The following is a 26,473-nucleotide window of genomic DNA, read 5'->3' as shown; positions in this document are numbered from 1 at the left end:
GGTAAAAGATGGAACTGAACCTGAAGAGCGCCGCCCTGAAACATTTGATGGTACATTATGTGGGCAGTAAAAACAACCTGGAACCGCTGCATATTTCGGAAGCTGCGCTGGAATTAAGCGAGGAAGCGCTGGAAGCCATCGGCGGATCATTTCTTAACCGGTTCAGCAACGCGGTGGAATGGTTTCGTTTTCACCATCCCAACTCGCTGCAATTTAACCAAGTGTACCAGTATGTGCTGGACACGTTTACCAACCGCGAAAATTTTGAGGCCAACTCGGGCGCCATTGCCCGCCACCTTTACGAAAGCTCGACCCACCCGAAAGTAAAAGCCGGCGAACTGTACATCGGCATTTTTGAAGGCTTGCCGGTGGAAGGCCGTATGCATCGAGCCATTGGTTTGTTTAAAACAGAAAATAAAGCGCTGTTTTTACAAACCGCCGTTCAGGGCGGAACCGTAGCCGTGGAAATGGAAGAAGGTGCCGAATTGGGCAAAATGGACAAAGGCTGCCTGATCATCAACAACAATGGCGATGATGGTTTTGATGTGTTGCTGTTTGACAACCAGGGCCGCGGCGAGGAAGCCATTTACTGGAAAGAACAGTTTTTGGGTGTAGCTGCGCAAAAAACCGAATACCACCACACCAACCATTTGCTGACGCTGACCAAGCAATTTATTACCGGCCCGATGGAAGAAGAGTTTGGGTTGGAACGCAAAGACCAGATTGAATTGCTGCACAAATCACTGGAATATTTTAAGCACAAAGAAGCGTTTGACATCAATGAATTTCAGCAGGAAGTGTTTACCGACGAAGGCCACATCGAATCGTTTCGCAGCTTTGGTTCCCAGTATGTAAGCCAGCACGAGGTGGACATTGCCGATTCGTTTGCCATTTCGCCGCAGGCGGTGAAAAAACAAACCCGCATTTATAAAAGCGTGCTCAAGCTCGATAAGAACTTTCACATTTATATCCACGGCAACACCGACCTCATTGAACGGGGTATTGACGAAGACGGCAGGAAGTTTTATAAAATATATTACCAGGAAGAAGCGTAGAGCGAATTTGGATTTTAGATTGACGAATTACGATTGTTCTGAACAGCCGGAAGTTTTCGTATTACCACAATCGCCTAAATCGTAAATCCGAAATCTAAAATCGTCAATCCCCTCATCCTGCTGCGGGAATATTCGTGTAAGATTCTTCGTCATGGCCCATTGCGGCGCGTTTCATCCTGCGGGCCACATCGGTACCGAGGTAGTTTTCGATCTTTTTTTCTGCAACATAAATAACCGGAGTAAGCAAAATGGCCACAGTAAATTTGTACGCATAATTCACCAAGCCAATGGCCACCACCTGCGCTATGGGTCAGTTGGCGCCTATTTTAAATGCAATAAACAGCACTACAAACGAATCAATAAACTGCGACACCATGGTAGATCCGGTGGCCCGCAGCCACACCTTTTTTTCGCCGGTTACCCTTTTAATGCGGTGAAAAATATATACATCGACCAGCTGCCCAATAAGGAAAGCCACGAGGCTGCCCACAATGATCCATAGCCCCTGGCCAAACACGCCGCCAAACGCCATCTGCATATCGGAGATGCCTTCGGCTGCACGGGAACCCACCCACCAGTTGGCGGCCGGAATATGAATGGCCATATAAAACATGACAAAAGCGTAGGAAATAAGCGCCACCGCTACATAAGAAATGCGGCGCACCGCTTTTGGCCCGTAATATTCATTCACAATATCCGTCATCACAAACTCCAGCGGCCACAGCAACACCCCACAGGTAAGGTTAAACGAAAGTCCGCTTTGTCCCAACAGCGTAAAATTTGCCGGAGGCAGCCCCAGCAAGGCTTCCAGCGAAAATATTTTACCGCCAATGCATTCTGCAATCAGTGCATTGGCAACAAAAAATGCAGCGAAATAAAGAAACAGGCGGGCGGGCTTGTCGTTGAGCAGTGCTTTGATCATAACCAGGTGCGGAATATATAAATGATTTGCAAGATCAGGAAGAAGAAGTTGGTAACAGCCAGCCAGCGCGGCACTGCGGGAAACAACGTTTTGCGCCGCATCAACACAATTGCGTTGGCAATATTTGAAAGCGGATTGATAATCCACATGCCCAGTACCAGGCCGAGAATGGCCAGCATCGACACCATCACGCTTTTGCCATCGGGCGCCCACCGCTGAAAAAACAGGCGGGCCAAAAAAGATAGGTTACAGATAAAAGCGACTTTGGCCAAAAGGGCAATCCGGTGCATGAAAGGTGTGTTGGTTTTCGGGGCGGCAGCCGGCGTGCAGGAATGGACCAACGCCTTTGTGCCGCTGCCGCTCCGGCGGTAATTTGTGTCCGCTGCAGCATTATCTCTGTAAAATAACCGTAATTTGCCCGGTTAAAAAAACGGATTTAGCCTGTACAAAACCCTTTGTGCAGCACACCCCGAAAAAGAAGACACATGAAAAATGGGTTCTTGCAAAAAGCCCTTCCACACGCCATTGCCGTAATCATATTCCTGCTGGTGGCCGTTATTTTTTGTTCGCCTGCACTTAGCGGAAAGCAAATCAGCCAGAGTGATGTGATTCACTGGAAAGGCATGGCGCAGCAGTCGGTGGAGTACAAAGAACAACACGGACATTTTCCACTTTGGACTTCCAGTATGTTTGGTGGCATGCCTGCCTATCAAATTTATATGGATAGCAAGGTGGTCATCACACCCGGTTTGTTTCACTATGTGTTTTCACTTTCCTTGCCCAAGCCAATCAACTTTTTCTTCCTGGCCAGCCTCATGTTTTACTTTTTGTGCCAGGCATTTCGGGTAAATCCGTGGATCAGTATTTTGGCGGCGTTAGGATACGCCTATGCTACCTACAATCCAATCATTGTGGCGGTTGGACACGACACGAAAATGCTTTCGATGGCATACATGCCGGCAGTGATCGGTGGTATTGCACTCATTTTTGATAAAAAATATTGGTTAGGAGGTGCCTGCACGGCACTATTCAGCATTCTGCTGATTGCAATGAACCACCTGCAGATTGTGTATTACACATTAATTACCGCGGGTTTCATGACGCTGTATTACCTGTACCAATGGTTTCGCCAAAAAGAGTACCGGCACATGGCGGCGGCACTTGCCATTGCATTAGGCTGTGGCACTTTGGGGGTAGTTGCAAATGCTACAAGCATTTTTGTGACGTACGATTACTCAAAGGCTACCATGCGCAATGGCACACTGGGCCTTGATACCACTGCTGCTTCTGGTACAAAAAAATCGGGCTTAACTACAGAGTATGCATTTACCTATGGCAGCTATGGACAAGCCGAGACAATGACCTTGCTTGTACCCGGATTATATGGCGGCGGAGGCAGCGGCGAACTTGGGTCGAACTCAAAAGTAGCGGCCAACCTTGCAGCTAAGGGTGTGCCCGAAGATCAGGCAGCACAATTTGCCGCCAGTCTGCCGTCCTACTGGGGCAACCAACCAGGCCATGCCGGCCCGGTTTATCTCGGTGCTATCATGTGCTTTCTGTTTGTGTTCGGCATGGTGTATTTAAAAACAGGTCATCGCTGGTGGATGTTGGCAGCAGTGATTTTCTCCATCTTGCTCTCTTGGGGTAAAAACCTGGAAGGTTTTAATTCTTTTGTTTTTAATACACTCCCTCTTTACAACAAGTTTCGTGCACCGGCCATGATACTGGTGATTCCGCAGATGTTGTTTCCGCTGCTGGGTGCAATGGGGTTGCAACGTCTGTTTTTCAGTGATGACAAACTAGAGGAAAAATGGAAGTCGTTGAAATTAGCAGGTTTTATCACTGGTGGCTTATTGGCTGTTGTGGCGCTGATGTACCTGACATTCGATTTCAAAGGGCCGAATGATGAAAATCTCATTCAATATTTTGGCCAGGCGTTGGGCAACCCAAGTGCTGGCAGCGAAGTTTATGGCGCATTAAAAGATGACCGCCGTTCGCTGTTGAGTGGTGACCTTTTGCGCAGTATTATTTTAGTTGCATTGAGCTTTGGCGTGCTCCTGATGTATTTGCGGAGCAAACTGAAATTTTCTACAGCAATTGTGGCCTTGATCGTACTCAACCTTTTTGACCTGATTGGCATAGGTAAGCGTTATTTAAACAGCGACAACTTCGTTGACCCCGACCAGTATGATCAGGTATTTGCGCCTACGCCTGCCGATCTGCAAATAAAGCAGGATACTGGCTATTATCGTGTGCTGAACCTGACGCAGGATGTATTCAATGACGCACTTACCTCCTATCATCACAACTCGGTGGGCGGATACCACCCAGCTAAATTGAGTATTGTTGAAGATGTATTATCGTTCCACCTGCGCAAGCAACCGATGAATGTTGCAGTGTTGAATATGATGAATACAAAGTATGTCATCACACCGGGTCAAAATAACCAACCGCAGGTGCAGGTAAGCCCTGAGGCTTTGGGCCATGCCTGGTTTGTGAAAAATTTGCAATACGAAAACGGTTGGCTGGCTGTGATGCGGGCAATGGATAATTTCAACCCGGCACAAGTTGCAGTGTTGGAATCGGCGGACAAACAGAAAGGTTTCACACCACAAACCGACTCGGCGGCGATGGTGCGCCTGACCCGCTACGACAATGACAAAATGGAATATCAAAGCAATGCTGCTGCGCCAGGCTTTGCCGTCTTTAGCGAAATTTTTTATGACCGCGGCTGGATTGCATTCATTGATGGCGAAGAAGTACCGATTGCACGCACCAACTATGCGTTACGGGGCTTGCAAATACCTGCCGGGCAGCACCAGATTGTATTTGAATTCCGCCCCAGGTCCTATTACCTTGGTGAAACCATTGCATTTACAGGCAACATCATTACCCTTTTGCTTATCATCGTAGCGCTATGGTTTAGCTTTCGGCCGCAGCGTCCTGAATTGAAAAAAGCCTAGCGATATTTTTAAAAATGAGTCAAAGAAAAAGCCACTGAACATAGTGGCTTTTTCGCAGTTGTTCAACCGGCCTACAACCGAGCATTTGCCGCTGTTTATGAAGCAGATTTCCATCATCATCATTTCCTACAACCGACCTGCAGATGCATTGGCGCTGTTGCAAAACCTGGTGTCACTCAAAGGGGTTGGAATGCTGGTGGCCGAAATTATCCTGTTGAATAATGCTTCTACAGAAAGTTATACAGACGTAGAAGCTTTTTGTGAAATGGGACATCCTTGTAATATTCGTTACATAAAACACGAAGAGAACCTGGGCGTTGCACGGGGCCGCAACTACGCTATTGGTGAGAGCACCGGCGAACTGCTTTTTCTGCTCGATGATGACGCAGTATTGCAAAACAGCGATGCGTTGCTACAAGTTGCTGCATTGTTCAACGCGGACCAATCAGGCACGATCGGTGCCGCTGCGTGCAAGGTTTTATATTATGGTACAGGAGCCATGCAACAAACTGCATTTCCGCATAAAGATTTTAAGAGACTGCAGCAGGCTCCTTTTTTTGAAACATACTATTTCACCGGCTGCGCACATGTGTTACGCCGTTCAGCTATAGAAAAGACAGGACTTTATCCGGAAGACTTTTTCTATGGCATGGAAGAGTATGATTTGGCTTACCGTTTACTCTTATATCACTACCAAATTGTGTACACCGCTTCAGTAGTAGTGCTGCATAAAGAGTCGCCACTCGGCCGCAAGCCAAAAGCCGAAAAGCTGCGAATGATGTGGGTAAATAAATCAAAAGTTGCATGGCGATACCTGCGTTGGTACCACTTTGCAGGTACTGCAATAATGTGGTCGCTGTTTGCTTTGTTGAAATCCGGATTTAACTTGAAAGAATGGTTAAACGGATGGATGGCCATTTCCAGGATTTTTGTAAAGGAGCGGAAAACGACTTTGCCGAAAAAGGCTATGGATCACTTACACCATTTGAATGCAAGGCTTTGGTATTAGCATTATGACTATTCGCTTTCAAACAAGTACAGCTATTGGTTAAAAATTGCGTAGCGGTAGTTGCTACAAAACTCGTTGCCGGAAAATTCGTTTTTCGCATAATTAAATGCATGCTTCGACATCTTTAGCAGCTCTGCTCTATTGCCACACAGGAATTGTACGTGTTCAATAAGTTGTTTTACCACTTTTTCCTCACTTGCATTATCGATTAATAACCCATTGTGCATATGACGAATATGCTCAGGCACGCCATCCACCGCCGTAGCAATAGGCACTACACCAAATGTCATTGCTTCCATAATAACCATTGGAAAACCCTCGTATGCGGAAGTTAGCATCAGCACGTCCATTTGCTGGTGTAATTTGTTCATCGCTTCACCGCCTTTCAACTGCCCCAGGTATGTGCAGAACTTGGAATGATCTGCTGGCAATTCTGCTTCAAAATTGCCAGCTAAGAAAAAATCCACGGGAAGATTAAGCTTCTGGCAACGGCGCATTGCTTCTACAAGCAGCCACACACGTTTTTGTGCGCCCCCCCTGCCGGCGTAGTAAAATTTAAGTCTTGGACCATATTCCTTTTCAAGACCGCCTTCATTCGTCATTTCTACCTTATTCAGGATACGTCGCATACGGCCGTCATAGGCTTTTGAAACACCAAATTTTCGGTAGTATCGCCGGTGTTCCTCTATATGAACATTGGTAATCATAACACGTAAATCGATAAATGGAATGTATGGCAATGTGATCAGCGTAAACTGCCGATCGGCAGTGTGGATCAACTCCACCTTACGGACATGCAAATTCAAGTGGGGAAATAGCTTGTATGCAAAATTGCATTGCCCGTTGAACACAACAGGAAGCTTTGTTTGACCATTAATATACGCCGCACATATACCCCGGTAAATAAAATTTTCCCAGTATCGTTTTTTATTATCTGTCCATCGGCTGATGTCGTGGTAGACTATTCCATTGGTTGTAAATAAGTGTAACATTGCTTCATCGCAAGGTTTTTTTGTAAAAAAAACAATGCACTTTTTATCCTTTACACAATCCAGTATATCGGCATTTACCTTTTCCGCGCCGCCAAGTCCGTATGTGGGAAAAAAGAAAAAAACGTCATATTCCATTTCCAACGGCCGGCGCCTTGCTTTTAGCTTTCCCCACCATACAAACGGAGTGATGACCACCTGTTCAACCAGGCGTTTCAGCGTTATTAAACCGTAGACTAAAGTCATGGGTGCAATTTGGCATTTTCGGCCGGGGAATGAAAATTTTTTGGCTTTACACGTTAAGCATTTTGACCCACGCAATTTTCATCTCTGGTCAAAACACCATACCGATGGGATGAAAATTATCCGTTTCCGACCCAACGAACTTAAAATTTCGATTCAGATAATTAGCCCATTTTTGTGCAAACGAAATTTGTCGCATTTTTTTCGAGCACACCTCATGCTAATTTCTTTCATAAAACATCAGGATCGTAAATGAAAATCGCAGTCATCTCTATGATAAGAGATCCTTGGGGCGGTAGCGAAGAGTTGTGGTACGCCATGGCGAAAGAGGCCCTGGCCGCAGGTCATCAAGTTGCGCACCTTAGGTATGAGCACCCGGTAACGGCGCCAAAAATAAAAGAGCTGGAAGTGCTTGGCTTGAAAACCTTCACCCGCCCGGGGTATATCCGGCCTGAGTCGGGTCAAATTTCTCGACAATTTCAAATAGGAATCAACTTTTTGCGCAAGCAATGGCAAAATCCGTTTCAGCAGATTTTAGGATGGAAGCCTGACATGATATTATACAACGGAACCTGTTACTCCATTGCTGGTGAAAAAGGACTGATGGAACAGGTTCGCAGTAACAATATTACCTTCTTTATACTCGGGCAACAAAATACGGAGACTATCCGTGATATCTCAGAAAGCGAAGCAACTCGGATTTCGAATGCGTACACCTATGCTAGGAAGGTTATGTTTGTTTCATTGCGTAATATGCACACTGCCGAAAGACATCTTGCCACCCATATCACCAATGCTATGGTGGTGCGCAACCCAGTTAACTTAACCAACTTAAGCCAGATCGTCTTTCCCACTCCGGAGCCAACGGTACATTTTGCATTAGTTGGTCGGCTCTACGTTCGACAAAAAGGTCAGGATGTTTTATTAAATGTATTCGCGTCAAAGCAGTGGCGCGACCGCAACTGGGTACTACACATCTTTGGCGATGGGCCGGATAAAAATTATTTAGAGCGGCTTGTAGCTTTTTATGGCTTGGAGCGAAAGGTTGTATTTGAGGGCAATGTGCCCAACATCCGCAAAGTTTGGGAGCAGTGCCATATGCTGTTGATGCCCTCAATTATGGAAGGCATGCCGCTGGCAGTTGTAGAAGCCATGCTTTGCGGCAGGCCCTGTCTCGCAACGGATGTGGGCGGAAGTGCCGAGTGGGTCGAACATCAAAAAAATGGCTTTATTGCTGCGGCCTGTTCAGTCAATGCTTTGCAAGCTACTTTGGAGGAAGCTTGGCAGGCGAAGTCACTGTGGGCCGACTTAGGCGCTTCAGCTGCGCATACTGCACAAAAACTGTATGACCCCACTCCTGGAAAAAGTCTTTTGCAAATTCTAGTCGGTTCCAACGGCGCTTAGCGTCAAAAACATATTTAACCCGATTCTCGCAGTAATTTTGTTGCGGTCACGCAATCATTTCCAAGACATATCAACTGCTTGCTTTGCGCGGTTCAAAGCAATAGTGATTGAAATAATCCCTTTCTTTGCCCATTAAATTTTAGAGTAATCCTGGCGGGTTTATGAAAAGAATACTTCGGCGTTTCGGTCTGGAGCTTGTGCGCCTCGACAAGCAAAAAATACCTGTTGACTTTGAACAGCAGCATGTTGATCTTATACGTCTGGTTCAGCCATATACGATGACGAGCCCTGAACGGATTTTTGGTTTGGCAGAGGCAGTCAACTATATTGTTAAAAACCAAATTGAAGGCGACGTAGTGGAGTGTGGGGTTTGGAAAGGCGGCAGCATGTTGGCCGTGGCGCAAACACTCTTAAACCTGCAGGAAACAAAGAGGCATCTATACTTATACGACACTTTTGAAGGAATGCCGGCGCCTGAAATGGAAGATGTTTCATATGCCGATCAGCAAGCCAGCGAACTGCTGGCGGCCGACGCTAATAAAGAAAAAAATTTGGTGTGGGCATATTCTGCATTGGAAACAGTACGCCAAACCATGCAACTGTGTAAATATCCCGATGCGCACATACATTATGTGCAAGGCAAAGTGGAAGACACCATCCCGGCAACTATGCCCGGAAAGATAGCGTTGCTGCGCCTCGATACGGATTGGTACGCATCAACCAAACATGAACTGGAACATCTGTTCCCGCTGTTGGTACCTGGTGGTGTGCTGATCATTGATGATTACGGCTTTTGGAAAGGCGCAAGAAAAGCGGTAGATGAATATTTCCAAGAACATAAAACTCGCATTCTGCTGAACAGGATGGACGAAACCGGAAGGATCGCTGTAAAACAGTAAGACATTCATGAAGAAGGAATTTAACCCTGATATTTTACAGCCTAACTATTTAATTCGCCAAGGCCTCTTGAAAGCTTTCACCCGTCTATCACCCCGATTGAAAGGACGCATGCTTGATTTTGGCTGCGGAACAAAACCTTACCAATCGCTTTTCTCGGTTGATGAATATATTGGCGTCGATTACGAAAATCCCGGCCATTCTCATTTGAACGAACAAATTGATGTATTCTACGACGGCAAAACATTGCCATTTGAGCATGCACAATTTGATTCAATATTTAGCAGTGAGGTATTCGAACATGTGTTCAACCTGCCAGACATACTCATCGAACTAAACAGGGTGCTTAAGCGTGATGGGCTACTATTATTGTCCTGCCCTTTTTCTTTTTGCGAACATGAAGTGCCGCACGACTTTGCACGATATACATCATTCGGGATCCGGCACCTCTTGCAGGAAAAAGGTTTTGAGATTGTAGTGCAGGAAAAAACGGGCAGTACCATCGAGACAATACACCAACTGTTTTCAGTTTATTGCTATTTCAACATTTTTAAGAAAATAGAAAAGATACCGGTGGTACGTTCGGCGGGCCGCCTGTTTATTTTTGGCGTAATCAATACATCGGCGAAAATTTGGGGAAAGCTGCTTCCTCGCGACAAGACACTATACATGAACAACATCGTGCTGTGTCGAAAAGTAAACGAAATTGCCAGCAAACCTAGCCACCAAGTGTAATGAACAGCGAAAGCTGCCTTGGATAGCCCTTAGCTGCGCTAAGGCTGCTCAATTTAAACAAAGACCATGCAATCGAAAAGGCTGTTATTTATATTCGGCACAAGACCAGAAGCCATAAAAATGGCTCCTGTGATTTTGGCTGCGCAAAAAGATCCATTTTTCACTATAGAAGTTTGCACTACGGGACAGCACCGCGAAATGCTGCAGCAAGTGATGGATTTTTTTGGCCTGAAGGCAACTTATAGCCTTGACCTGATGCAGCCAAACCAAACATTGTTTGACATTACTGCACGTGCCATAAAAGAACTTGAACGAGTACTTACAGAAGCCAAACCTGACGTTGTTCTTGTGCAAGGCGATACGACTACAGCGTTTGTAGGTGCATTGGCAGCGTTTTATAAAAAAATTAATATCGGCCACATCGAGGCAGGCCTTAGGAGTTACGATCTCTATGCACCATTCCCGGAAGAAGGCAATCGAAAATTAACCGGTGTGCTTGCCAATTTTCACTTCGCGCCTACAGAAAAAGCTGTTATCAACCTTAAAAAAGAAGGGATCACTGAACATGTGTACCAAACCGGCAACACGGTGATTGACGCCTTGTTGATGGGCGTTGCAAAAGTTCGCAATGACGAAGCGGTCGCCGCAGCATTTCATTATTTAAATGTCGAAAAGCGCATCGTTTTAGTCACGGCACACCGCAGGGAAAGTTTCGGCCAACCACTCGAAGAAATTTGCCAGGCATTACTCGAGATTGCTGAACGCTTTCACGATGTGCAAGTGGTTTACCCGGTGCACTTAAACCCAAATGTTCGTGAAACTGTTTATCGCTTACTTGGTGCACATCCACGTATTTCGCTGATTGCACCGCTGGACTATCCTCATTTGCTTTGGCTGCTTGATAAAAGCACATTGGTCATTACCGATTCCGGCGGCATCCAGGAAGAAGCGCCCTCATTGGGCAAACCCGTACTGGTGATACGTGAAGTAACGGAGCGGCAGGAAGGTGTTGATGCCGGCACTGCACTGTTGGTAGGCACCAATCAGAAAAACATTGTTGAAGCCGCCGCCATGCTGCTTTCGGATGAATCAGCCTACCAGCGCATTGCAAAGGCCGTTAACCCATACGGCACCGGCCAAGCCGCTACTGCCATTCTCACCTTGTTACGCGAAAATCTTTGACACATGTTGCACCCAGTTGTAAGCATTGTTCTGCCAACATTTAACGGTGCAGGGTACCTGCGCAATGCAATAGAAAGTTGCCTCAACCAGACATTTGAACAGTTTGAACTGATCATCGTAAACGATTGTTCAACTGACGAAACATTAGCCATCGCGAAAGAGTATGCCCAAAAAGATGAACGGATCAGGATAATCAGTAACGAGGAAAATAAAAAGTTACCACTTTCGCTTAATGCAGGATTTTCAGTAGCAAAAGGCACCTATTATACTTGGACATCCGATGACAATATTTATGCACCCAACGCCATTGCAACACTCGTCGGGTATTTGGAGCAAAATCCATCAATTGATCTGGTGTATACGGATTACCAATTGATCAATGCAAGTGGCAAAGTTTTTAGCACACGCAGCTTCGGCGATGTCAATAAAAGCTTTACGAAATGGACCGGCGCAGGAGCCTGCTTTTTATACAAGAAAGAAATTCATACTGCGCTAAAAGGATACAATGCAGCTGCGTTCCTGGTGGAAGATTATGATTTTTTCATTCGTGCTTTTATCCGTTTCAATTTTGCATACCTGCCTACTAATCAATTGTATTTTTACAGGGAACACGAAGGCTCGCTAACATCCCAACACCTGGCCACAGTAAATGATATGGCCAAGATATTTTTAGAACGAAACCTGGCCGGCCTGGAGCAGCGGCTACAGGCTTTTGATTTAGCACTTTTATACCGCAAGCTTGCTGTTTTTTATGGATCAACTAAAAGTGTACCTTACAAGTACATGCTTTTTTTGCAAAAGCTAAAACGTCTTTCTGTTCCGCAGGCGTTAGTGGTACTCTGCTACGTGCCGGTAAGTAAGATGGTGCAAATGATTCGGATGAGTTTTACGGGCATCAAAGCCCTGCTCCTACCTGTCCCTAAACAGTGAGGCCCGTTACCGTATCAACATCATCGTGCCTTTTTTAGACACATCCCCGCAAAGTGTTTTTGCCCGTATGGTATAAATGTAAGCACCCGATGGTTGTAATTGGTTTTTGAACTTACCATCCCAACAAGCGTTTACATCTTTTGTGCTGAACACGACTTGTCCCCACCGATTATACACGTTAAAAGAAAATTCCTCAACTGCTCCCCAATCACGAACACCAAAGCAATCATTCAATCCATCGTTATTCGGTGTAAATGCGTTTGGTAAATAAAATGAGTTTTTACCGGTGGCTGTCACTTGTACCGTAACCGGGATTTCAATACTACAATTTTCAGCGTTGGTAATTTTTACTTTATAGGTAGTTGTAAGGCCCGGACTGGCAATTGGGTTCGGCACGCCGAGATTGCTCAACGAAGCGGCTTGCTCCCATTCATACTGGACGCCACCGGTTGCCACGAGTTGCACTGATGAACGGGTACAATCAATGTCTCCTTCTTTTGTTACGGCACCAGTTGCCTGCGGTTTCAACGTGAGGACAATTGAATCGGTTGCTACACATCCTTCCGCAGAGGAAAGAGCTGCAAAATATTTTTGCTCGGTTGTCGGCGAAAAGCTTGGTTCAAATGCGGATGCACTATTGATGCCAGCTGTCGGGTACCAACGAACTTGCTGAACTCCGGTATAAGTTGGCTTCAATTGCGTTTCTGTACCGGCACATGATGCTACCGAATCCGGCATTACCACGACTGGTAGCGCCAAAACTGCAACACGAACCGAATCTGTTGTAGCGCATCCAACATCGTTTGTAACTGTAGCGGCAAATACACCACTATTCGTAGGATTTACCTTTGGTGCAAAACTGTTTCTGTCTGAAAGGCCTGGATTTTCACGCCACTCAATGCGATCCGCCGCGCCGTTGCTTGTCGTGTTCAAAACTATGCCAGAGCCTGCACAAATAGATGTGTCTTGCGGAAACATAACAACTGGAGCTGCAACAACGTTATATTCGACTTTATCCGTTTTGATGACAGTTTTACCAAAATAAAGATCTGTCACTGCAAGGTCCGTTGCTCCGGCTTCGTTGTTTGTGCTCACCAACGATACAGTTACGCTTTGTTTGCCGCCCGAGTTCCAAAGTAAAAACAACTCATCCCATTCGCATTGCTGCTCCTTTACATTGTGTGTTGTAGTCACGGGAATTCCGTCGAACAAAAGTTGAATCTTAGCCTGTTTAGCTGCCTGTAGCGACAAAAGTTTTGCAGAAAATGCATAAGCTTTTTGTTGCTCGATCTGCACCGTTTGTTGCCAAATGGTCCTAAAGCGTTCCGAAGCGTTTTGTACAATCAAATATCCTTTGCCCTGGGGTGCTGCAGCACAAGCCGCTTTAGCAGTCCCGGCAAGATTGCTTTGAACTTTGTAACCTGTACTGCCGGCCGCGGGATTAAGCTGATAATCTGATTGAAAGCCGGAATTGCCCAACGAAAAATTCGGATTTGCCAATAAGTTGTTTGTACCTGAAAAGCCGCGAAGTGAAACAGTGCCGGAGCCCGCAGGCTTCAGATATCCGGTTAAACCAGTAGGTGCATTGACGTTTGGCGGTGTCTGCCAACAATATTGAAGCAGCGAACTTTCACCACGCAGCAAAAGCGAATCGCCTTGGCAAAAAGTTAGTGGGCCAGGTTCAATGATTGCCGATGCGTCTTCTGCGTAGGATATTATTTTCTGAACTGTGTTCCGGCAGCCTTCGGCAGTTTGTGTCGTCAGCAATACAGAGTATGACGTAGATTGATTCGCCAAAACTACACTTGCGGTACTGCCGCTCAACATTTGCCCATTGATTGACCAGGTAGCAGTTTCTCCTGTACCCAGGCTGGTAGAAAAGACAAATTGACCAGGTGTGCAGATGTTTTGTTTGTAAGAAAAATCTATCTCTTTTTCAATGCAAGGTTTTCTTCCACAACTGTCCGCCACAAAATTGCAGGCCGCATTGGTTTGATTAAGGCTGGCATTTCCATGGACTGATCCATTCCATTGCACATTGCCTTGCTTATTGTTCAAACTTTCAAACGTATAATATGCTTTTAGCCCTGGTATGGCGGCCGGATTAGGCAACGAGGTTTCCATATATTGCCTTATTTGTTGTTGCGAACGTGCTGTATTCCAGATCCGGACCTCGTTAATATAGCCGGTGAATTGCGTGTTTACAACTTCGTTGTAATACAAGCCAATCTGCGTTTCCCAATCGTTTAATACCAAATTGCCCGACGCCGCCTTTTCACTCATCAAAAATCCGTTGCGGTAAAATTTGAGCGATTCACCGTCATACACCATCGCGGCATGGTAAGTTTTATTCAACTCAATGGCACATATTTCCGGCGTTTTATAATAGCCATGCTCGGTGGTAATTTCGGCTGAACCAGGCCGCAAAAGATAGTTACAATCGTCTGGCCCATCATGTTTTGACACAAGATCGCCCTGGTATAAATCAGAACCAGGCCAGCGAGCGGTGCGGTTAAACGTGGCTTCCACGGTAATCTGGTCGCCGGTAATATCCAAATCGCCAATGCGCACAAAGCCCGGATGGTTCCCAGTCTTTAACCAGTTATTACACGTCATGCTTAGCGCCTGGTTCCCGCCTTGGCTTAAGTAAATGGGTGTGTTGGTCTGAGTACGGGTACCCGTTTTTTGGGCAATTACACTATTGATAAATATTATAGGGAACAGCAGAAGCGCAATTATTCTCATGTAAAAAGAGGCAGTTAGGTTGGGCTAAAATTAGACCATTTCTGTCATGTATTGTCGCGCAATTTTTCCAGAAATAACGCCAGCCCTTTACGCTTCTCGGCATCCAGTAGATAACTGATGTTCTGCGTGAAATATTTGTTTAAATCATAAACAGGATAGTTGATGTTTTGCAGCACAACCTCCAATTGTTCCAGGCCCCATTTGTTAGCTTCGTTGAATGCGGCAACAAAATCGGGCGGCAGCGGCTTGTTGGCAACCCAGGCGGCAAATACAAAGGGCAAACCTGTGTGGTCGATCCACGCTTCCGCTAGGTCATAAATAAACGGCGAACACTGGCGCTGCTCCAATGCACGGTCGCCAATTACTACGCCGGCGGTATTGCCTTTTATTTTATCGCGAAAATCTTCGCCGGTAGCGTCTAAAAATTGCACATCTTTTTTCCAGTATTCTCGCAGCAGCACACGGGCCAGGTTTACCGATGTGCGGCTTTGGTAATCGAGGTACACATGGGTAATTTGGTCCATCGGCACTTCGCTAAACAGGCACACAGAAGCCACCGGTCCATCGGCGCCGATGCAATAGTCGGCTACAATAAACGACTGCGGTAATTTGGGGATCATCGCTACGGGAATCAATCCCATATCTACTTCGCCGGCCACCAGTTGGCGGGCCACAAAAGCAGGGTAATCTTCCGTCAATTGTATTTGGTTTATCACCGGGTGGTGGGTCAATCCGTAAACAAGGGGCCGGGCATTGAGGTAACTCACCGATGCAACTCTTATCTGATTCAAATCGATTATTTTTGGCCGCAAAGTAACCGCAGTTTCTGCGGAATCAAGCCAGTATTAGCAGGAATTTATCTTGCGCTGGCGCCCCTTTTTGCCGCACTAAAAAACCTTGCTGCACCTTTTGTTATGGAACTAAACACACTCACCGCTATTTCCGCAATCGATGGCCGCTACCGAAAGCAGGTACAACATTTAGATGAATATTTTTCTGAATATGCACTGATCAAATACCGCGTTTGGGTGGAGATCGATTATCTTTTCTTCCTGTCGCAAAAAGGTTTTTTCTCCCTTGATCCAAAAGCAGCAAAACACCTCAACAACCTGAAAGGCAATTTCAGTCCCGATCACGCACAGGCGGTGAAAGACATTGAGGCCACTACCAACCACGATGTAAAGGCAGTGGAGTATTTCCTGAAAAAGGAACTGGATAAAGTGGAAGCCACGGCTGCAAAAGAGTGGGTGCATTTTGGGCTTACCTCGCAGGATGTAAATAACACTTCCATACCGCTGCTTTGGAAGGGCGCTATTGAAAATGAATTCCTGCCGGCACTCATTAACTTGAACAGCCGTTTAAAGCAATTGGCAGCGCAATGGAAAGACATATCAATGCTGGCCCGAACCCACGGCCAGCCTGCATCGCCCACTAATTTAGGAAAAGAGTTGATGGTGTTTGTAGAACGCATCGACCGGCAGGTAGATCAATTGATGCACATTCCTTTTTCGGCAAAATTTGGTGGCGCTACCGGCAACTTTAATGCGCACCACATTGCATTTCCGGATGTAGACTGGATTGCATTTGCCAATGAGTTTGTGAACGATGTGTTGTGTCTCGAGCGGTCGCAGTTCACCACGCAAATCGAACACTACGATAACCTTGCTTCTTTCTTCGATGGATTGAAACGGATCAACAACATCCTCATCGATTTTTGCCGCGATGTGTGGACCTATATTTCGATGGATTATTTCAAACAAAAAATCAAAGAAGGCGAAGTGGGTTCATCGGCCATGCCGCATAAAGTAAACCCGATTGATTTTGAAAATGCCGAAGGCAACCTGGGCCTCGCCAATGCGCTGTTTGAGCACCTGGCCGCCAAGCTGCCCATTTCGCGGTTGCAGCGCGACCTCACCGACAGCACCGTGCTGCGCAACATTGGCCAGCCGATGGCACATACATTTATTGCGTTGAAAAGTATTGAAAAAGGCCTGGGCAAATTAGTGCTGAACGAAGAACGCATTGAAGCCGACCTGGAGCAGAACTGGGCCGTGGTGGCCGAAGCCATTCAAACCGTGCTGCGCCGGGAGCAATACCCAAATCCGTACGAGGCTTTAAAAGACCTGACCCGCGGCGCACAAAAAATTAATAAGGATGTGATGCACCAGTTTATAGATGGACTGGATGTGTCGCAAAAAATAAAGAAGGAACTAAAAGCGATTTCGCCGCAAAATTATACGGGCATCTACCCGGACTTTTAATTACTGAAGCAGCTTCGCTACAAAGCCAATCATTGATTTTGAATTAAAGAATCATGGTTGGCTTTTTGTTTTTAAGCAAATGATGTGCATTGCGTGCTGCTCATTTTTCATTACAGTGCAGGCTACTAATTCTTTTCTTTTTGCAGGAACCAATAATATTTTAACCCGTTGCCATTGAATGGGTAAAATGTGGCGGCTTTTGATGAAATTTAGTGCCTTGAACAGGCCGTTTTTGTCGGCCAAAAACCACCAGGCATTTAGTATATTCGTTAATAAACGTTAAATTGACACTTTTCCCGGAGTTTTACCGCAACTTCGGATTATGTTACAGGTGTGGTTCGTGAAAACTGCACCTTGAAACCACGATCAAAATACTTGCCATGACATTGAAACCGATGATGATCCCGGTATTGTTAGGCCTTATGGCGCTATCATTTACAATCGCAAAACAGTTGCCGGACGATCCCAAACCACGAAGACTCGAATTGCTTTTGCTGGGCCACAAAAGCCAGCACCACAACTCCGACCAGCTCGCTAACATTTTTGTAAAGGAGTATTTCAAAGACGGCTTCAACATCAGTTACACCACCGATCCGAACGATCTGAATGATGAAGTATTGTCGCACTACGATGGACTTATTTTGTATGCCAACCACGACTCCATCACAGCACCGCAGGAAAAGGCGCTGCTGAATTTTGTACGCAGCGGCAAAGGCTTTATTCCCATCCACTCGGCATCCTGGTGTTTCCGCAATTCACCTGAAGTGGTGGACCTGATTGGCGGCCAGTTCAAACGCCACAAATACGATTCGTTTCCCGCGGTAATTGTTCGTCCCGACCACCAGGTGGTGAAAGGCGTACCTACGTTTACAACGCTGGATGAAACCTATGTGCACGACAAATTGAGCAAAGACATTACCGTTCTTACTGAGCGGGTTGAAGGCGACCACCGCGAGCCTTACACCTGGGTAAAAGAATACGGAAAAGGCCGTGTGTTTTACACTGCTTATGGCCACGACGAACACACATTTAACAACAAAGGCTTTCTGCAACTGGTAAAAAATGGCATTCTGTATGCCGTTGGCCAGGATGCAGTTGCCCGCCTGCAGGCTTATAAAATTGCCGATCCTAAATATTTCGACGGACCAGTTCCCAACTACGAACGCCGCGACCCGGCACCGAAAGTGCAGCAGTCGCTGTCTCCGCAGGAATCCATGTCGCTGATGCAAGTGCCGGTTGGTTTTGAGCTGCAATTGTTTGCTTCGGAGCCCGATGTGGTGAACCCCATTTTTATGAACTGGGATGAAAAAGGCCGGCTTTGGGTAATTGAAACCGTGGATTATCCCAACGAAGTAAAAGACGATGATGTTGGTGATGACCGCATCAAGATTTTGGAAGATACCAATGGCGACGGCAAGGCAGATAAGTTTACCATTTTTGCCGAAAAACTGAACATCCCTACCTCATTCACTTTTGTAAACGGTGGCATCATCCTGAGCCAGGCGCCTGACTTCCTGTTTTTGAAAGATACCGATGGCGATGGTAAGGCCGATGTGCGCCAAACCATTCTTTCGGGCTGGGGCAAAAGCGATACCCATGCGCAAGCCTCTAACCTCCGCTACGGAATGGACAACAAGATCTGGGGCGTTGTCGGTTACTCTGGTTATTACAACGGTAAAAAAGGCAAAGACTCCCTGCGCTTTGGCAATGGTGTGTACCGCTTTGATGTGGATGGTAAAAACCTCGAGTTCCTTTCCAACACCAGCAACAACACCTGGGGCCTTGGTTTTTCGGAAGAAAATGACGTATTCATTTCTACTGCCAACAATACCCACAGCGCATTCTTCGGCATGCCGAAACGTTATTTCGACAAAGCCAAGATCAATGAATCGGGTGTAGAAAAAATTGACGCACACTACGGCATGCGTGTAGCTACCAAAAACCTCCGCCAGGTGGACGTTCACGGTGGCTTTACTTCTGCCGCTGGCCACAGCCTGTACACTGCACGAACTTATCCGAAAGAATACTGGAACCGCGTGGCATTTGTTACCGAACCTACCGGCCGCCTGGTGCACCGCACCGTGTTGAAACGCAATGGCTCGGGCTTTACTGAAGATGGCGATGGCTGGAACATGCTGACCAGTGCCGACGAATGGGCTGGACCCATCCAGGCTGAAGTAGGCCCTGATGGCGCCGTTTGGGTTACCGACTGGTACGACTTCATCATCCAGCATAACCCCACTCCTTCTGCCGACCGCGGTGGTTACAATGCACAAAACGGTAAAGGCAATGCCTACATCAACCCACTGCGCGACCATGAGCGTGGCCGTATTTACCGCATCGCTTATAAAGGAAACGATCAGAAAAACACAATGAAGCTGGATAAAGGCGACAAGCAAGGTTTGCTGGCCGCACTGTCCAACGACAATATGTTCTGGCGCAACCATGCACAACGCCTGTTGGTAGAAAACCGCGACGCATCGGTGCTTCCTGCTTTGTATAAACTGGTACAAAACGAGCAACTCGATGGCGCAGGCATCAACGCTCCTGCTGTTCATGCACTGTGGACCATCCATGGCCTGAAAGCACTCAACGGCACTAATGTAGCGGCTACAAATGTTGCCATCAAAGCACTCAGCCATCCGGCCGGTGGTGTACGAAAAGCAGCCATCGAAGTGCTGCCTAAAACGCCTGCAACTTTTGCCGCCATGAACAAGGCCGGCGTATTTACCGATAAAGATCTGCGGGTACGTTTGGCAGCTGTACTGGCCACAACCGATATGAAGCCTTCGGCTGAAATTGGTACCGTGCTGGTGGATATGGCAGAACGTGAAGAGAATGTAAAAGATACGTGGCTGAAACATGCGCTGACCATTGCAGGCAAACTGAACGAAGAAACTTTCAAAGCAGCCTTCCGCAAACGCGGCCTCAACATGAACCCATCGCTGGTGGAAGCATCAGTGGCCCAACGCCTGGCTTTTGGTTCGCGTTTGTCTGATATGCAACTGCGCCGTTCATTTGGCCGCCAACAGCAAGCCGATGCACCTGCTCCTGAACTGGCCGGCAAAGAGTTCCTGATTTCCGGCGATGTTGAACGTGCTGCATCGGGCCAGGGCGCTGCGCAAAATGCCGTGGCCAACGGTCCTATTCCGTTCAGCGGCATGCTTGCAGCGCAGGGCGATGCAACCAATGGTTACGGTGTTTATTTCCTGGATAATAAAATGTATTTCCAGATCAACCAGGGTGGCAAAACTTATAAAGTGGCAACAGCACAAGCAGTGCCCAACAAGTTTTCGTTTAAAGCAGGCTTGCAAAAAGACGGCACCATGCGCCTGATTGTAGACAATAAAGACGCAGGCACTGCAAAAGCTGCAGGTGTGTTTGCAAAAGACCTGGAGCAACCGCTGCGTGTAGGCGTTGACCGCAGCATCGGACAGGACCGCATTTTTGAATATCCTGATTCGATGTTCTTCCTGCGGGCCAACCTCACCAATGCTAAATTGGAAATGTTGTCGCCTGTAGCATCGGCTACTGCCAAAGCCACCGAAAAGGCAAAAGTGGACAAAGTGATTGTGATGAAAGTGGTGAAGGACGTGATGAAATTTGACAAAGAATTGATCACTGCACAAGCCGGCACTACGGTGCAACTGGTGTTGGAAAACCCCGACTTTATGCAACACAACCTGGTGTTGATCAAGCCCAAAACTTTGGAAAAAGTTGGTGCCGCTGCAGATAAATTAGCGTCGGACCCCAACGGTGCTAAAATGCAGTACGTGCCTAAAATGCCCGAAGTATTGTATGCAACACCGCTGGTGAACCCAGGTGGTAAGTTCACCCTGACGATGAAGATTCCCGACCAACCCGGCGACTACCCCTACGTTTGTACGTTCCCCGGTCACTGGCGCATCATGAAAGGTGTGCTGCGGGTAACCAAGTAAACAGCACTCAGAAAAATAAACAAGTCAGGCCGGTATGTTTTGTCGCATACCGGCCTGTAACTTACACCGAAGGCCACTCCAAATTTTATTGCTGCAGCTGCGCAAAAAACAGATTACTTGTAGCAAACAATACTGTATACAAAACCTAATCAACCGGCAACATGAGTTTAGACTTAATATCCGCGGTGAGCACATGGCTTTGGACCTCGCCATTTACCACCGAAAGTGCTGCGGTGCTTTTTCCAAAAATCAAAGCAATGGGCTACGATGCGGTAGAAATTGCCGTAGAAGACCCGGCGCTGATCGACGCTCAAGCCGTACGTGAAGCGTTAAAAGAACACGGCCTGCGTGCCATTGTTTGCGGTGCCTTTGGCCCATCCCGCGACCTCACCAACGAAGATCCTGCAGTGCACCAGAACTGTTTCAATTACATTGATCAGTGCATGGACCTCTGCAACCAATGGGACGCACATTTTTTTGCCGGCCCCATGTATTCGGCTGTGGGTAAGGCCCGCATGCTGCCGCCCGAAGAGCGGGAAAAAGAATGGAACCTGGCGGTAAAAAATCTGCGCACCGTTTGCGAAATGGCCGAAGCAAAAGGCCTGCAAATTGCGCTGGAGCCGCTCAATCGTTTTGAATCAGACCTGGTAAATACAGCAAAAGATGTGTGCCGCATGGTTGATGACATTAACCATCCCGCGGCCCGCATCATGCTTGATCTTTTTCACAGCAATATTGAAGAACGTGACCCCGAAGCCGCACTGCGCCTCATTGGCGACCGGCTTATTCACTTACAGGTTTCCGAAAACCACCGTGGCATTCCGGGCACCGGCACCACGGCATGGGGCGCATGGCGCCGCGGACTGGAAGCGGTAGGATACAACGGTGCCGTTTCCATTGAAAGCTTTACACCCAACAACAAAGAGCTGGCGGCGGCTGTGTGCATCTGGCACCCACTGGCCGACAGCGAAGACCAATTTGCAGCAGAAGGCCTGCACTTTTTGAAACAATGGGCCGGCGCTGCACAAACCACCAATCAAACAATACTTTTAACCCCATAAACATGGAACCCAAAAAAATCAACGTTGCCATTATCGGGCTTGGTTTTGGCGCTGAATTTATTCCCATTTACCAGCGTCACCCGCATGCAAACATGTATGCGATTTGCCAACGCAATGAGCAGAAGTTAAACGAAGTAGGTCATCACTTCGGCATTGAAGTGCGCTATACCGATTACGACGAACTGTTGAAAGACCCGAATGTTGACGCGGTGCACATCAACACGCCCATCCCCGATCATGCGGCGCAATCTATAAAGGCATTGAAGGCGGGCAAACACGTTGCCTGTACGGTGCCCATGGCTACGTCGGTAGAAGACTGCCGCCAGATTGTAGAATTGGTGGAGCAAACCGGACTGACTTATATGATGATGGAAACAGTTGTGTATGCCCGTGAGTTCCTGTTTATGAAAGAGCTGTATGACAATGGCGAACTGGGTAAAGTGCAGTTCCTGAAAGCCAGCCACCAACAGGATATGGACGGATGGCCCAATTACTGGCCCGGCCTCCCTCCCATGCATTACGCCACGCATTGCGTAGGCCCCGTGCTGGCACTAACCCGCGCCGAAGCCGAATATGTTTCCTGCTTTGGATCGGGCACTATCCGCGAAGAGTTGCACGGACACTACAATTCGCCATTTGCGGTGGAAAGCACACACATCAAGTTCAAAGGTTCCGACCTTAGCGCACATGTGTACCGCTCCCTGTTTGATGTGGCCCGCCAGTACCGCGAAAGCATAGAAGTATATGGTTCTAAAAAGTCGGTTGAATGGCCGCTGATTGAGCACAAGCCGCTGGTGGTGCATACCGCCAAAAAACCAGAGCCTGAAATTCCGGAGGAAGTGCAGGCCCCCGACTATGCACACCTGCTGCCCGAGCCCATTCAAAGATTTACTACCAAAGGTGTGTACGACACCGATGAACAAACCCACCTTTCCTTTGTGCAAGGCGCAGGCCATGGCGGGTCGCATCCGCACCTCGTGCATGAGTTTGTGAGTGCACTGGTTGAAAAACGTGCACCGTTCCCCGATGCACGGCAATCTGCCAACATTACTTGTGTTGGTATACTGGCACATGAATCGGCAATGGAAGGCGGCAAACTGATACCACTGCCTTCGTTTACGTTGAGCAAAAGCAGCGCGACTGCCAGCGAAGTAGCTTCTTAAAGTGGATTTTATAAATAAAAAGACCAGCAAATCGCTGGCCTTTTTTTATGCAAAAGATTGAGGGGTTATAACAGTATTCTGCTTTGCCGAATTTGAAGCCATTGTCAACGGCGGGTACTGTCATGCCGAACTTGTTTCGGCATCCCCTACGTTTCTCGGAGTCTTTTAAGAGATGAATCGATCACCCGTTTTGATCAAGCACTTTATTCTTAAGGAGATGCGGAAACAAGTTCGGCATGACAACCCAAAAAAATTGGAAGAGCATGCCTGCAATCAAAAATCAAAGTGAGGATCAACAAAAAGCCCGGTGTAAAAACACCGGGCCGAGAGAAAAACTGCTCTGTAAGAACGATTGCAACTTGAGCTGCTGCTGTGGGCTGCAGCAACAAATGCTATTTCAAATTGATCTTAACCGGCTGCGAATACAAGAGTTCCGCTACACCTACGGTTTTAATGCCAATACGAGCATACACCGCTTCTTTCGAAGCCATCGATCCGGGAACATTAACGCTCAAAGTAACCGGCTGCGACATGTCGGCTATATCGGCAGGCATTTTGGTGGCACTGCCTTCATTCCGCACCTGGTCGGTGATCATGGTTTGGCCCACATACAACCGAACATATTCCAGGTCTTTCGTGGTATTTACCCGTTGAATATTAAACGTGGCGTTGATGGCATTTCCGCTCCGCTGCACGTTGTCGTTGCGGATCACGAAATAAGGATCAACGGGCACATCGACGGTAGTACCACCTTTCACCTGAATGTTGATCGTGTCGGTATTATCGGCCCAGGGACCATTTCCGCGCAGGCGGGTCAGCTTATAATTACCATCAAACAGCGAAGCCGAAAAAGTGCCGTCCTGCGCTACATACACTGGTATTTTGGTAAACAAACTGTAGCCCGACTGCCAGAGCTCCAACTGCACACCATCGGAACGTACACCCAGCGGCTGATCCTGGTACACTACCCTCCCGGTAAGCGTTGAGGCAGGTGCATCATAGTTGTCTTTTTCACAACTCGAAAAAAGCAACACGGCTGCGCAACCTATTATGTAAAAAATATTTCTTTTCATGATGACTTACAATTAATGGAAAGGATTACGAACAATGAGCGGATTGGCGTCGATGGCGTTCTGCGGAATCGACATATAATAGTTCTGGATTTGGAAGAACCGCGGCGTACGGAAACGTGGCGCCACCAGTTTTACAAACACATACTTGTTATGCCGTGCAGCGTCGCCGGGGCGAACAATGCGATAGGGATACAACGCATACAGGTTGGCAGTGGTGCTGGTAGTGCTTCCGTTCCAAACTTCGGTTGCCTTGCGTGTACGGATCAGATCCCAAAGACGGTGGTCCTCAAACGCAAGCTCCGCCCTTCTTTCGCTGATCAACTTATCGATCGATAAAGTTGTGAGGCTGTTGTCGGGGAAACCGGCACGTTTGCGCAGGGTGTTTACGTAGGTAAGCGCCTCCGGCGTATTGCCCAATTCAAATGCAGCTTCTGCAGCATTCAGGTAAATTTCACCGAGGCGGAACCGTACCCACCACATGTCGCTCTGGCGGCCGCGGTTGCTCGACTGCGGCGCCGGGTCAACATATTTGCGCAGGTAAAAACCGGTGTTTGATACATCCTGTGCGGAGCGTTGCGGGCCTGATGCACCAGTGAGCAAACCACCATCGCCGTTGGGGAAAGTGGGCGGACCGTAAATAGAACCCAGGTTGCCTTCAACAGTCTGGTAGCTGTTGGTAGCAGCATTCCACACCATAACACCGGCTTGTATTTGTACCGGCGAACCTTTGAACGAAGTGCCGGGGTAAATAACGGTGCCGTATAACCGCGCATCTTTGTTTGCAAAAATGTCGCTGATGTTATCGTAGTAAATGTAGTCGCTGTTGTCGGCGGTGCGGTTGCGCAAAGTGCCGGCGTCGCCGTTCAGGAAATCGTAGGTTTCCACCAGGTTCAACGTAGGCGCAATGGCTGATGAACCGAGGTTGTCCTCGCGGATCGACCGGGCGATGTTGTCGTAACTAAAGGCGTGGTTGCGACCCTTCGTTTGCAGGAAATCCTGCGCAAAGATCACTTCCGGGTTGCCCACTTTTTTGGTGATGGCTTCAAAGAAGTTTTCGCCAAGATTGGGGTTGCCATTGTACAACGAATACCTGCCGCTGTTGATGATCTCTTTCGAAGCGTCCAGCGATTTTTGGTAATAATCAGCTGCTCGGTTGGCAGGGATGCCTACTTCACCACCGGGCAGCGTAATGGGCGAAGGCAATTGATTGTTGTATTTAGCCAAGGAACCCGCATACAACATAGCCCTCGATTTCAGCGCCAGTGCAGTGTATTTGTTGGCACGTGTGGGGCTTCCGGTATTACCGATTACGTCTTTGATAGCATCAATTTCGCTGGCGATAAAATCATACACTTCCGCCTCTTTGTTGCGCGGCTTGCGCAAACCGGCGACATCACCTTTGTCATCGATCAACAACTGCGTGGTGATGATGGGTACGCCACCCATGCGCTTCACCATTTCGAAGTAATTGTATGCACGAAGAAAACGGAACTCTGCTTCAAACTGCAGCTTTTGATCGGCAGTAAGCCTGTTGCCCACTGCGTTCATGTTTTCAATGGCGAGGTTGATGTCGCGGATCAGCGCATAGTCGTAAATCCTCCAGCGGTCCGTGGCATACTGCACGATGTTATTGCGTTCCTCGTCGCCTGCATTGCCCCCGCCCGACCACACTGCGTCGTCGTATGAGGTATGTTGCTGCCAGCGGCTGGTGAGCGATGCGTCGGTTGGCAGCCGGTCGTAAAAGTTGGCAAGCAAACCTACGATCAGCTTTGGATCGTTCATCACCTGCTCGTTCACCAGCAGGGTTTGCGATTGACGGTCCAGCCAGTCTTTTTTACAAGCCGACATGGATAACGTCAATGCACAAGCGATCGAATATTTTATTATGTTTTTCATGTCGCTT

21 protein-coding genes are annotated in these 26,473 nt (G+C 47.6%); 12 read left to right on the top strand and 9 right to left on the bottom strand.

The annotated features are described in order from the left end of the window. Positions 1-8: 8 nt before the first annotated feature. Positions 9-1,055, top strand: coding sequence for a nucleoid-associated protein (locus DRJ53_RS01300; protein ID WP_114233775.1), 1,047 nt, complete (start codon positions 9-11; stop codon positions 1,053-1,055). 112 nt (positions 1,056-1,167) lie between these two features. Here DRJ53_RS01300 and DRJ53_RS21635 read toward each other — a convergent pair whose 3' ends face one another. Genes DRJ53_RS21635 through DRJ53_RS01290 form a run of 3 tightly spaced genes read right to left on the bottom strand, consistent with a single transcriptional unit; the run spans position 1,168 to position 2,213 of the window. Next, complete coding sequence (locus DRJ53_RS21635; RefSeq protein ID WP_241558415.1) at positions 1,168-1,311, bottom strand: hypothetical protein; 144 nt, start codon at positions 1,309-1,311, stop codon at positions 1,168-1,170. Between the two features lie 54 nt (positions 1,312-1,365). Continuing rightward, positions 1,366-1,977, bottom strand: coding sequence for a queuosine precursor transporter (locus DRJ53_RS01295; protein ID WP_241558414.1), 612 nt, complete (start codon positions 1,975-1,977; stop codon positions 1,366-1,368). Continuing rightward, entirely contained in the window at positions 1,974-2,213 is a 240-nt protein-coding gene (locus DRJ53_RS01290) for a hypothetical protein (protein ID WP_123893283.1), read from the bottom strand. The genes DRJ53_RS01295 and DRJ53_RS01290 overlap by 4 nt, the downstream gene beginning before the upstream one ends. A 249-nt stretch (positions 2,214-2,462) precedes the next feature. Between DRJ53_RS01290 and DRJ53_RS01285 the strand changes: the two genes are divergently transcribed. Both DRJ53_RS01285 and DRJ53_RS01280 read left to right on the top strand, forming a co-directional pair. Further along, positions 2,463-4,940: a YfhO family protein gene (locus DRJ53_RS01285; RefSeq protein WP_114233773.1), complete on the top strand. Its 2,478-nt coding sequence runs from the start codon at positions 2,463-2,465 to the stop codon at positions 4,938-4,940. 97 nt (positions 4,941-5,037) lie between these two features. Further along, the gene (locus DRJ53_RS01280; protein ID WP_123893281.1) at positions 5,038-5,949 is read left to right on the top strand and encodes a glycosyltransferase family 2 protein; all 912 of its coding nucleotides are present in this window, start codon (positions 5,038-5,040) and stop codon (positions 5,947-5,949) included. Between the two features lie 32 nt (positions 5,950-5,981). Here DRJ53_RS01280 and DRJ53_RS01275 read toward each other — a convergent pair whose 3' ends face one another. Further along, positions 5,982-7,184 carry a glycosyltransferase family 4 protein gene (locus DRJ53_RS01275; RefSeq protein WP_114233771.1) on the bottom strand — a complete coding sequence of 401 codons (1,203 nt, stop codon included), beginning with the start codon at positions 7,182-7,184 and terminating at the stop codon, positions 5,982-5,984. 249 nt (positions 7,185-7,433) lie between these two features. On the opposite strand from DRJ53_RS01275, the gene DRJ53_RS01265 reads away from it, so the two are divergent. The 5 genes from DRJ53_RS01265 to DRJ53_RS01245 all read left to right on the top strand — a co-directional run bounded on the left by DRJ53_RS01265 (position 7,434) and on the right by DRJ53_RS01245 (position 12,329). Beyond that, complete coding sequence (locus DRJ53_RS01265) at positions 7,434-8,585, top strand: glycosyltransferase family 4 protein (RefSeq protein ID WP_114233769.1); 1,152 nt, start codon at positions 7,434-7,436, stop codon at positions 8,583-8,585. Between the two features lie 161 nt (positions 8,586-8,746). Further along, the gene (locus tag DRJ53_RS01260) at positions 8,747-9,484 is read left to right on the top strand and encodes a TylF/MycF/NovP-related O-methyltransferase (protein WP_114233768.1); all 738 of its coding nucleotides are present in this window, start codon (positions 8,747-8,749) and stop codon (positions 9,482-9,484) included. Between the two features lie 7 nt (positions 9,485-9,491). Beyond that, positions 9,492-10,217, top strand: a complete 726-nt coding sequence (locus DRJ53_RS01255; protein ID WP_114233767.1) for a class I SAM-dependent methyltransferase — start codon at positions 9,492-9,494, stop codon at positions 10,215-10,217. A gap of 66 nt (positions 10,218-10,283) precedes the next feature. After that, positions 10,284-11,399, top strand: coding sequence for a non-hydrolyzing UDP-N-acetylglucosamine 2-epimerase (gene wecB / locus DRJ53_RS01250; protein ID WP_114233766.1), 1,116 nt, complete (start codon positions 10,284-10,286; stop codon positions 11,397-11,399). 3 nt (positions 11,400-11,402) lie between these two features. Continuing rightward, positions 11,403-12,329, top strand: coding sequence for a glycosyltransferase family 2 protein (locus tag DRJ53_RS01245; RefSeq protein ID WP_114233765.1), 927 nt, complete (start codon positions 11,403-11,405; stop codon positions 12,327-12,329). Between the two features lie 6 nt (positions 12,330-12,335). Here DRJ53_RS01245 and DRJ53_RS01240 read toward each other — a convergent pair whose 3' ends face one another. Together DRJ53_RS01240 and DRJ53_RS01235 are read right to left on the bottom strand one after the other, a co-directional pair. Then, on the bottom strand, positions 12,336-15,074 hold the full coding sequence (locus DRJ53_RS01240; protein WP_114233764.1) for a T9SS type B sorting domain-containing protein: 2,739 nt from the start codon (positions 15,072-15,074) through the stop codon (positions 12,336-12,338). A 44-nt stretch (positions 15,075-15,118) separates the two neighbouring features. Continuing rightward, on the bottom strand, positions 15,119-15,865 hold the full coding sequence (locus DRJ53_RS01235) for a menaquinone biosynthetic enzyme MqnA/MqnD family protein (protein WP_241558412.1): 747 nt from the start codon (positions 15,863-15,865) through the stop codon (positions 15,119-15,121). Between the two features lie 123 nt (positions 15,866-15,988). Here DRJ53_RS01235 and purB point away from each other — a divergent pair, with 123 nt between their 5' ends. Beyond that, entirely contained in the window at positions 15,989-17,335 is a 1,347-nt protein-coding gene (purB, locus tag DRJ53_RS01230; RefSeq protein WP_114233762.1) for an adenylosuccinate lyase, read from the top strand. A 51-nt stretch (positions 17,336-17,386) separates the two neighbouring features. Here the strand turns inward: purB and DRJ53_RS21210 are convergent, their stop codons facing one another. Continuing rightward, positions 17,387-17,578 (bottom strand): hypothetical protein, encoded by a 192-nt coding sequence (locus tag DRJ53_RS21210; RefSeq protein ID WP_114233761.1) that lies wholly within the window; start codon positions 17,576-17,578, stop codon positions 17,387-17,389. 137 nt (positions 17,579-17,715) lie between these two features. Between DRJ53_RS21210 and DRJ53_RS01220 the strand changes: the two genes are divergently transcribed. From DRJ53_RS01220 to DRJ53_RS01210, 3 genes are all read left to right on the top strand, one after another. Next, on the top strand, positions 17,716-21,273 hold the full coding sequence (locus tag DRJ53_RS01220; RefSeq protein ID WP_114233760.1) for a PVC-type heme-binding CxxCH protein: 3,558 nt from the start codon (positions 17,716-17,718) through the stop codon (positions 21,271-21,273). A gap of 161 nt (positions 21,274-21,434) precedes the next feature. Continuing rightward, positions 21,435-22,334 (top strand): sugar phosphate isomerase/epimerase family protein, encoded by a 900-nt coding sequence (locus tag DRJ53_RS01215; protein ID WP_114233759.1) that lies wholly within the window; start codon positions 21,435-21,437, stop codon positions 22,332-22,334. Between the two features lie 2 nt (positions 22,335-22,336). After that, positions 22,337-23,497: a Gfo/Idh/MocA family oxidoreductase gene (locus DRJ53_RS01210; protein ID WP_114234405.1), complete on the top strand. Its 1,161-nt coding sequence runs from the start codon at positions 22,337-22,339 to the stop codon at positions 23,495-23,497. Between the two features lie 392 nt (positions 23,498-23,889). On the opposite strand, the gene DRJ53_RS01205 is transcribed toward DRJ53_RS01210, so the two are convergent. Beyond that, positions 23,890-24,570, bottom strand: a complete 681-nt coding sequence (locus DRJ53_RS01205) for a DUF3823 domain-containing protein (RefSeq protein WP_114233758.1) — start codon at positions 24,568-24,570, stop codon at positions 23,890-23,892. A gap of 12 nt (positions 24,571-24,582) precedes the next feature. Continuing rightward, positions 24,583-26,466, bottom strand: coding sequence for a RagB/SusD family nutrient uptake outer membrane protein (locus DRJ53_RS01200; RefSeq protein ID WP_114233757.1), 1,884 nt, complete (start codon positions 26,464-26,466; stop codon positions 24,583-24,585). Positions 26,467-26,473 lie beyond the last annotated feature (7 nt).

The organism is Paracnuella aquatica (genome assembly GCF_003332885.2).
Lineage (GTDB): Bacteria > Bacteroidota > Bacteroidia > Chitinophagales > Chitinophagaceae > Flavisolibacter > Flavisolibacter aquaticus.
Note: the sequence above shows the minus strand (reverse complement) of the source record. Positions and strands in the feature narration are given on the sequence as shown.

Bases quoted from the DNA above. Each gene is read 5' to 3' on its own strand.
- wecB (WP_114233766.1), top strand. From the start codon at position 10,284: ATGCAATCGAAAAGGCTGTTATTTATATTCGGCACAAGACCAGAAGCC.
- DRJ53_RS01240 (WP_114233764.1), bottom strand. From the start codon at position 15,074: ATGAGAATAATTGCGCTTCTGCTGTTCCCTATAATATTTATCAATAGT.
- DRJ53_RS01300 (WP_114233775.1), top strand. From the start codon at position 9: ATGGAACTGAACCTGAAGAGCGCCGCCCTGAAACATTTGATGGTACAT.
- DRJ53_RS01275 (WP_114233771.1), bottom strand. From the start codon at position 7,184: ATGACTTTAGTCTACGGTTTAATAACGCTGAAACGCCTGGTTGAACAG.
- purB (WP_114233762.1), top strand. From the start codon at position 15,989: ATGGAACTAAACACACTCACCGCTATTTCCGCAATCGATGGCCGCTAC.
- DRJ53_RS01210 (WP_114234405.1), top strand. From the start codon at position 22,337: ATGGAACCCAAAAAAATCAACGTTGCCATTATCGGGCTTGGTTTTGGC.
- DRJ53_RS01220 (WP_114233760.1), top strand. From the start codon at position 17,716: ATGACATTGAAACCGATGATGATCCCGGTATTGTTAGGCCTTATGGCG.
- DRJ53_RS01295 (WP_241558414.1), bottom strand. From the start codon at position 1,977: ATGATCAAAGCACTGCTCAACGACAAGCCCGCCCGCCTGTTTCTTTAT.
- DRJ53_RS01255 (WP_114233767.1), top strand. From the start codon at position 9,492: ATGAAGAAGGAATTTAACCCTGATATTTTACAGCCTAACTATTTAATT.
- DRJ53_RS01215 (WP_114233759.1), top strand. From the start codon at position 21,435: ATGAGTTTAGACTTAATATCCGCGGTGAGCACATGGCTTTGGACCTCG.
- DRJ53_RS01205 (WP_114233758.1), bottom strand. From the start codon at position 24,570: ATGAAAAGAAATATTTTTTACATAATAGGTTGCGCAGCCGTGTTGCTT.
- DRJ53_RS01280 (WP_123893281.1), top strand. From the start codon at position 5,038: ATGAAGCAGATTTCCATCATCATCATTTCCTACAACCGACCTGCAGAT.
- DRJ53_RS01265 (WP_114233769.1), top strand. From the start codon at position 7,434: ATGAAAATCGCAGTCATCTCTATGATAAGAGATCCTTGGGGCGGTAGC.
- DRJ53_RS01200 (WP_114233757.1), bottom strand. From the start codon at position 26,466: ATGAAAAACATAATAAAATATTCGATCGCTTGTGCATTGACGTTATCC.
- DRJ53_RS01245 (WP_114233765.1), top strand. From the start codon at position 11,403: ATGTTGCACCCAGTTGTAAGCATTGTTCTGCCAACATTTAACGGTGCA.
- DRJ53_RS01260 (WP_114233768.1), top strand. From the start codon at position 8,747: ATGAAAAGAATACTTCGGCGTTTCGGTCTGGAGCTTGTGCGCCTCGAC.
- DRJ53_RS01285 (WP_114233773.1), top strand. From the start codon at position 2,463: ATGAAAAATGGGTTCTTGCAAAAAGCCCTTCCACACGCCATTGCCGTA.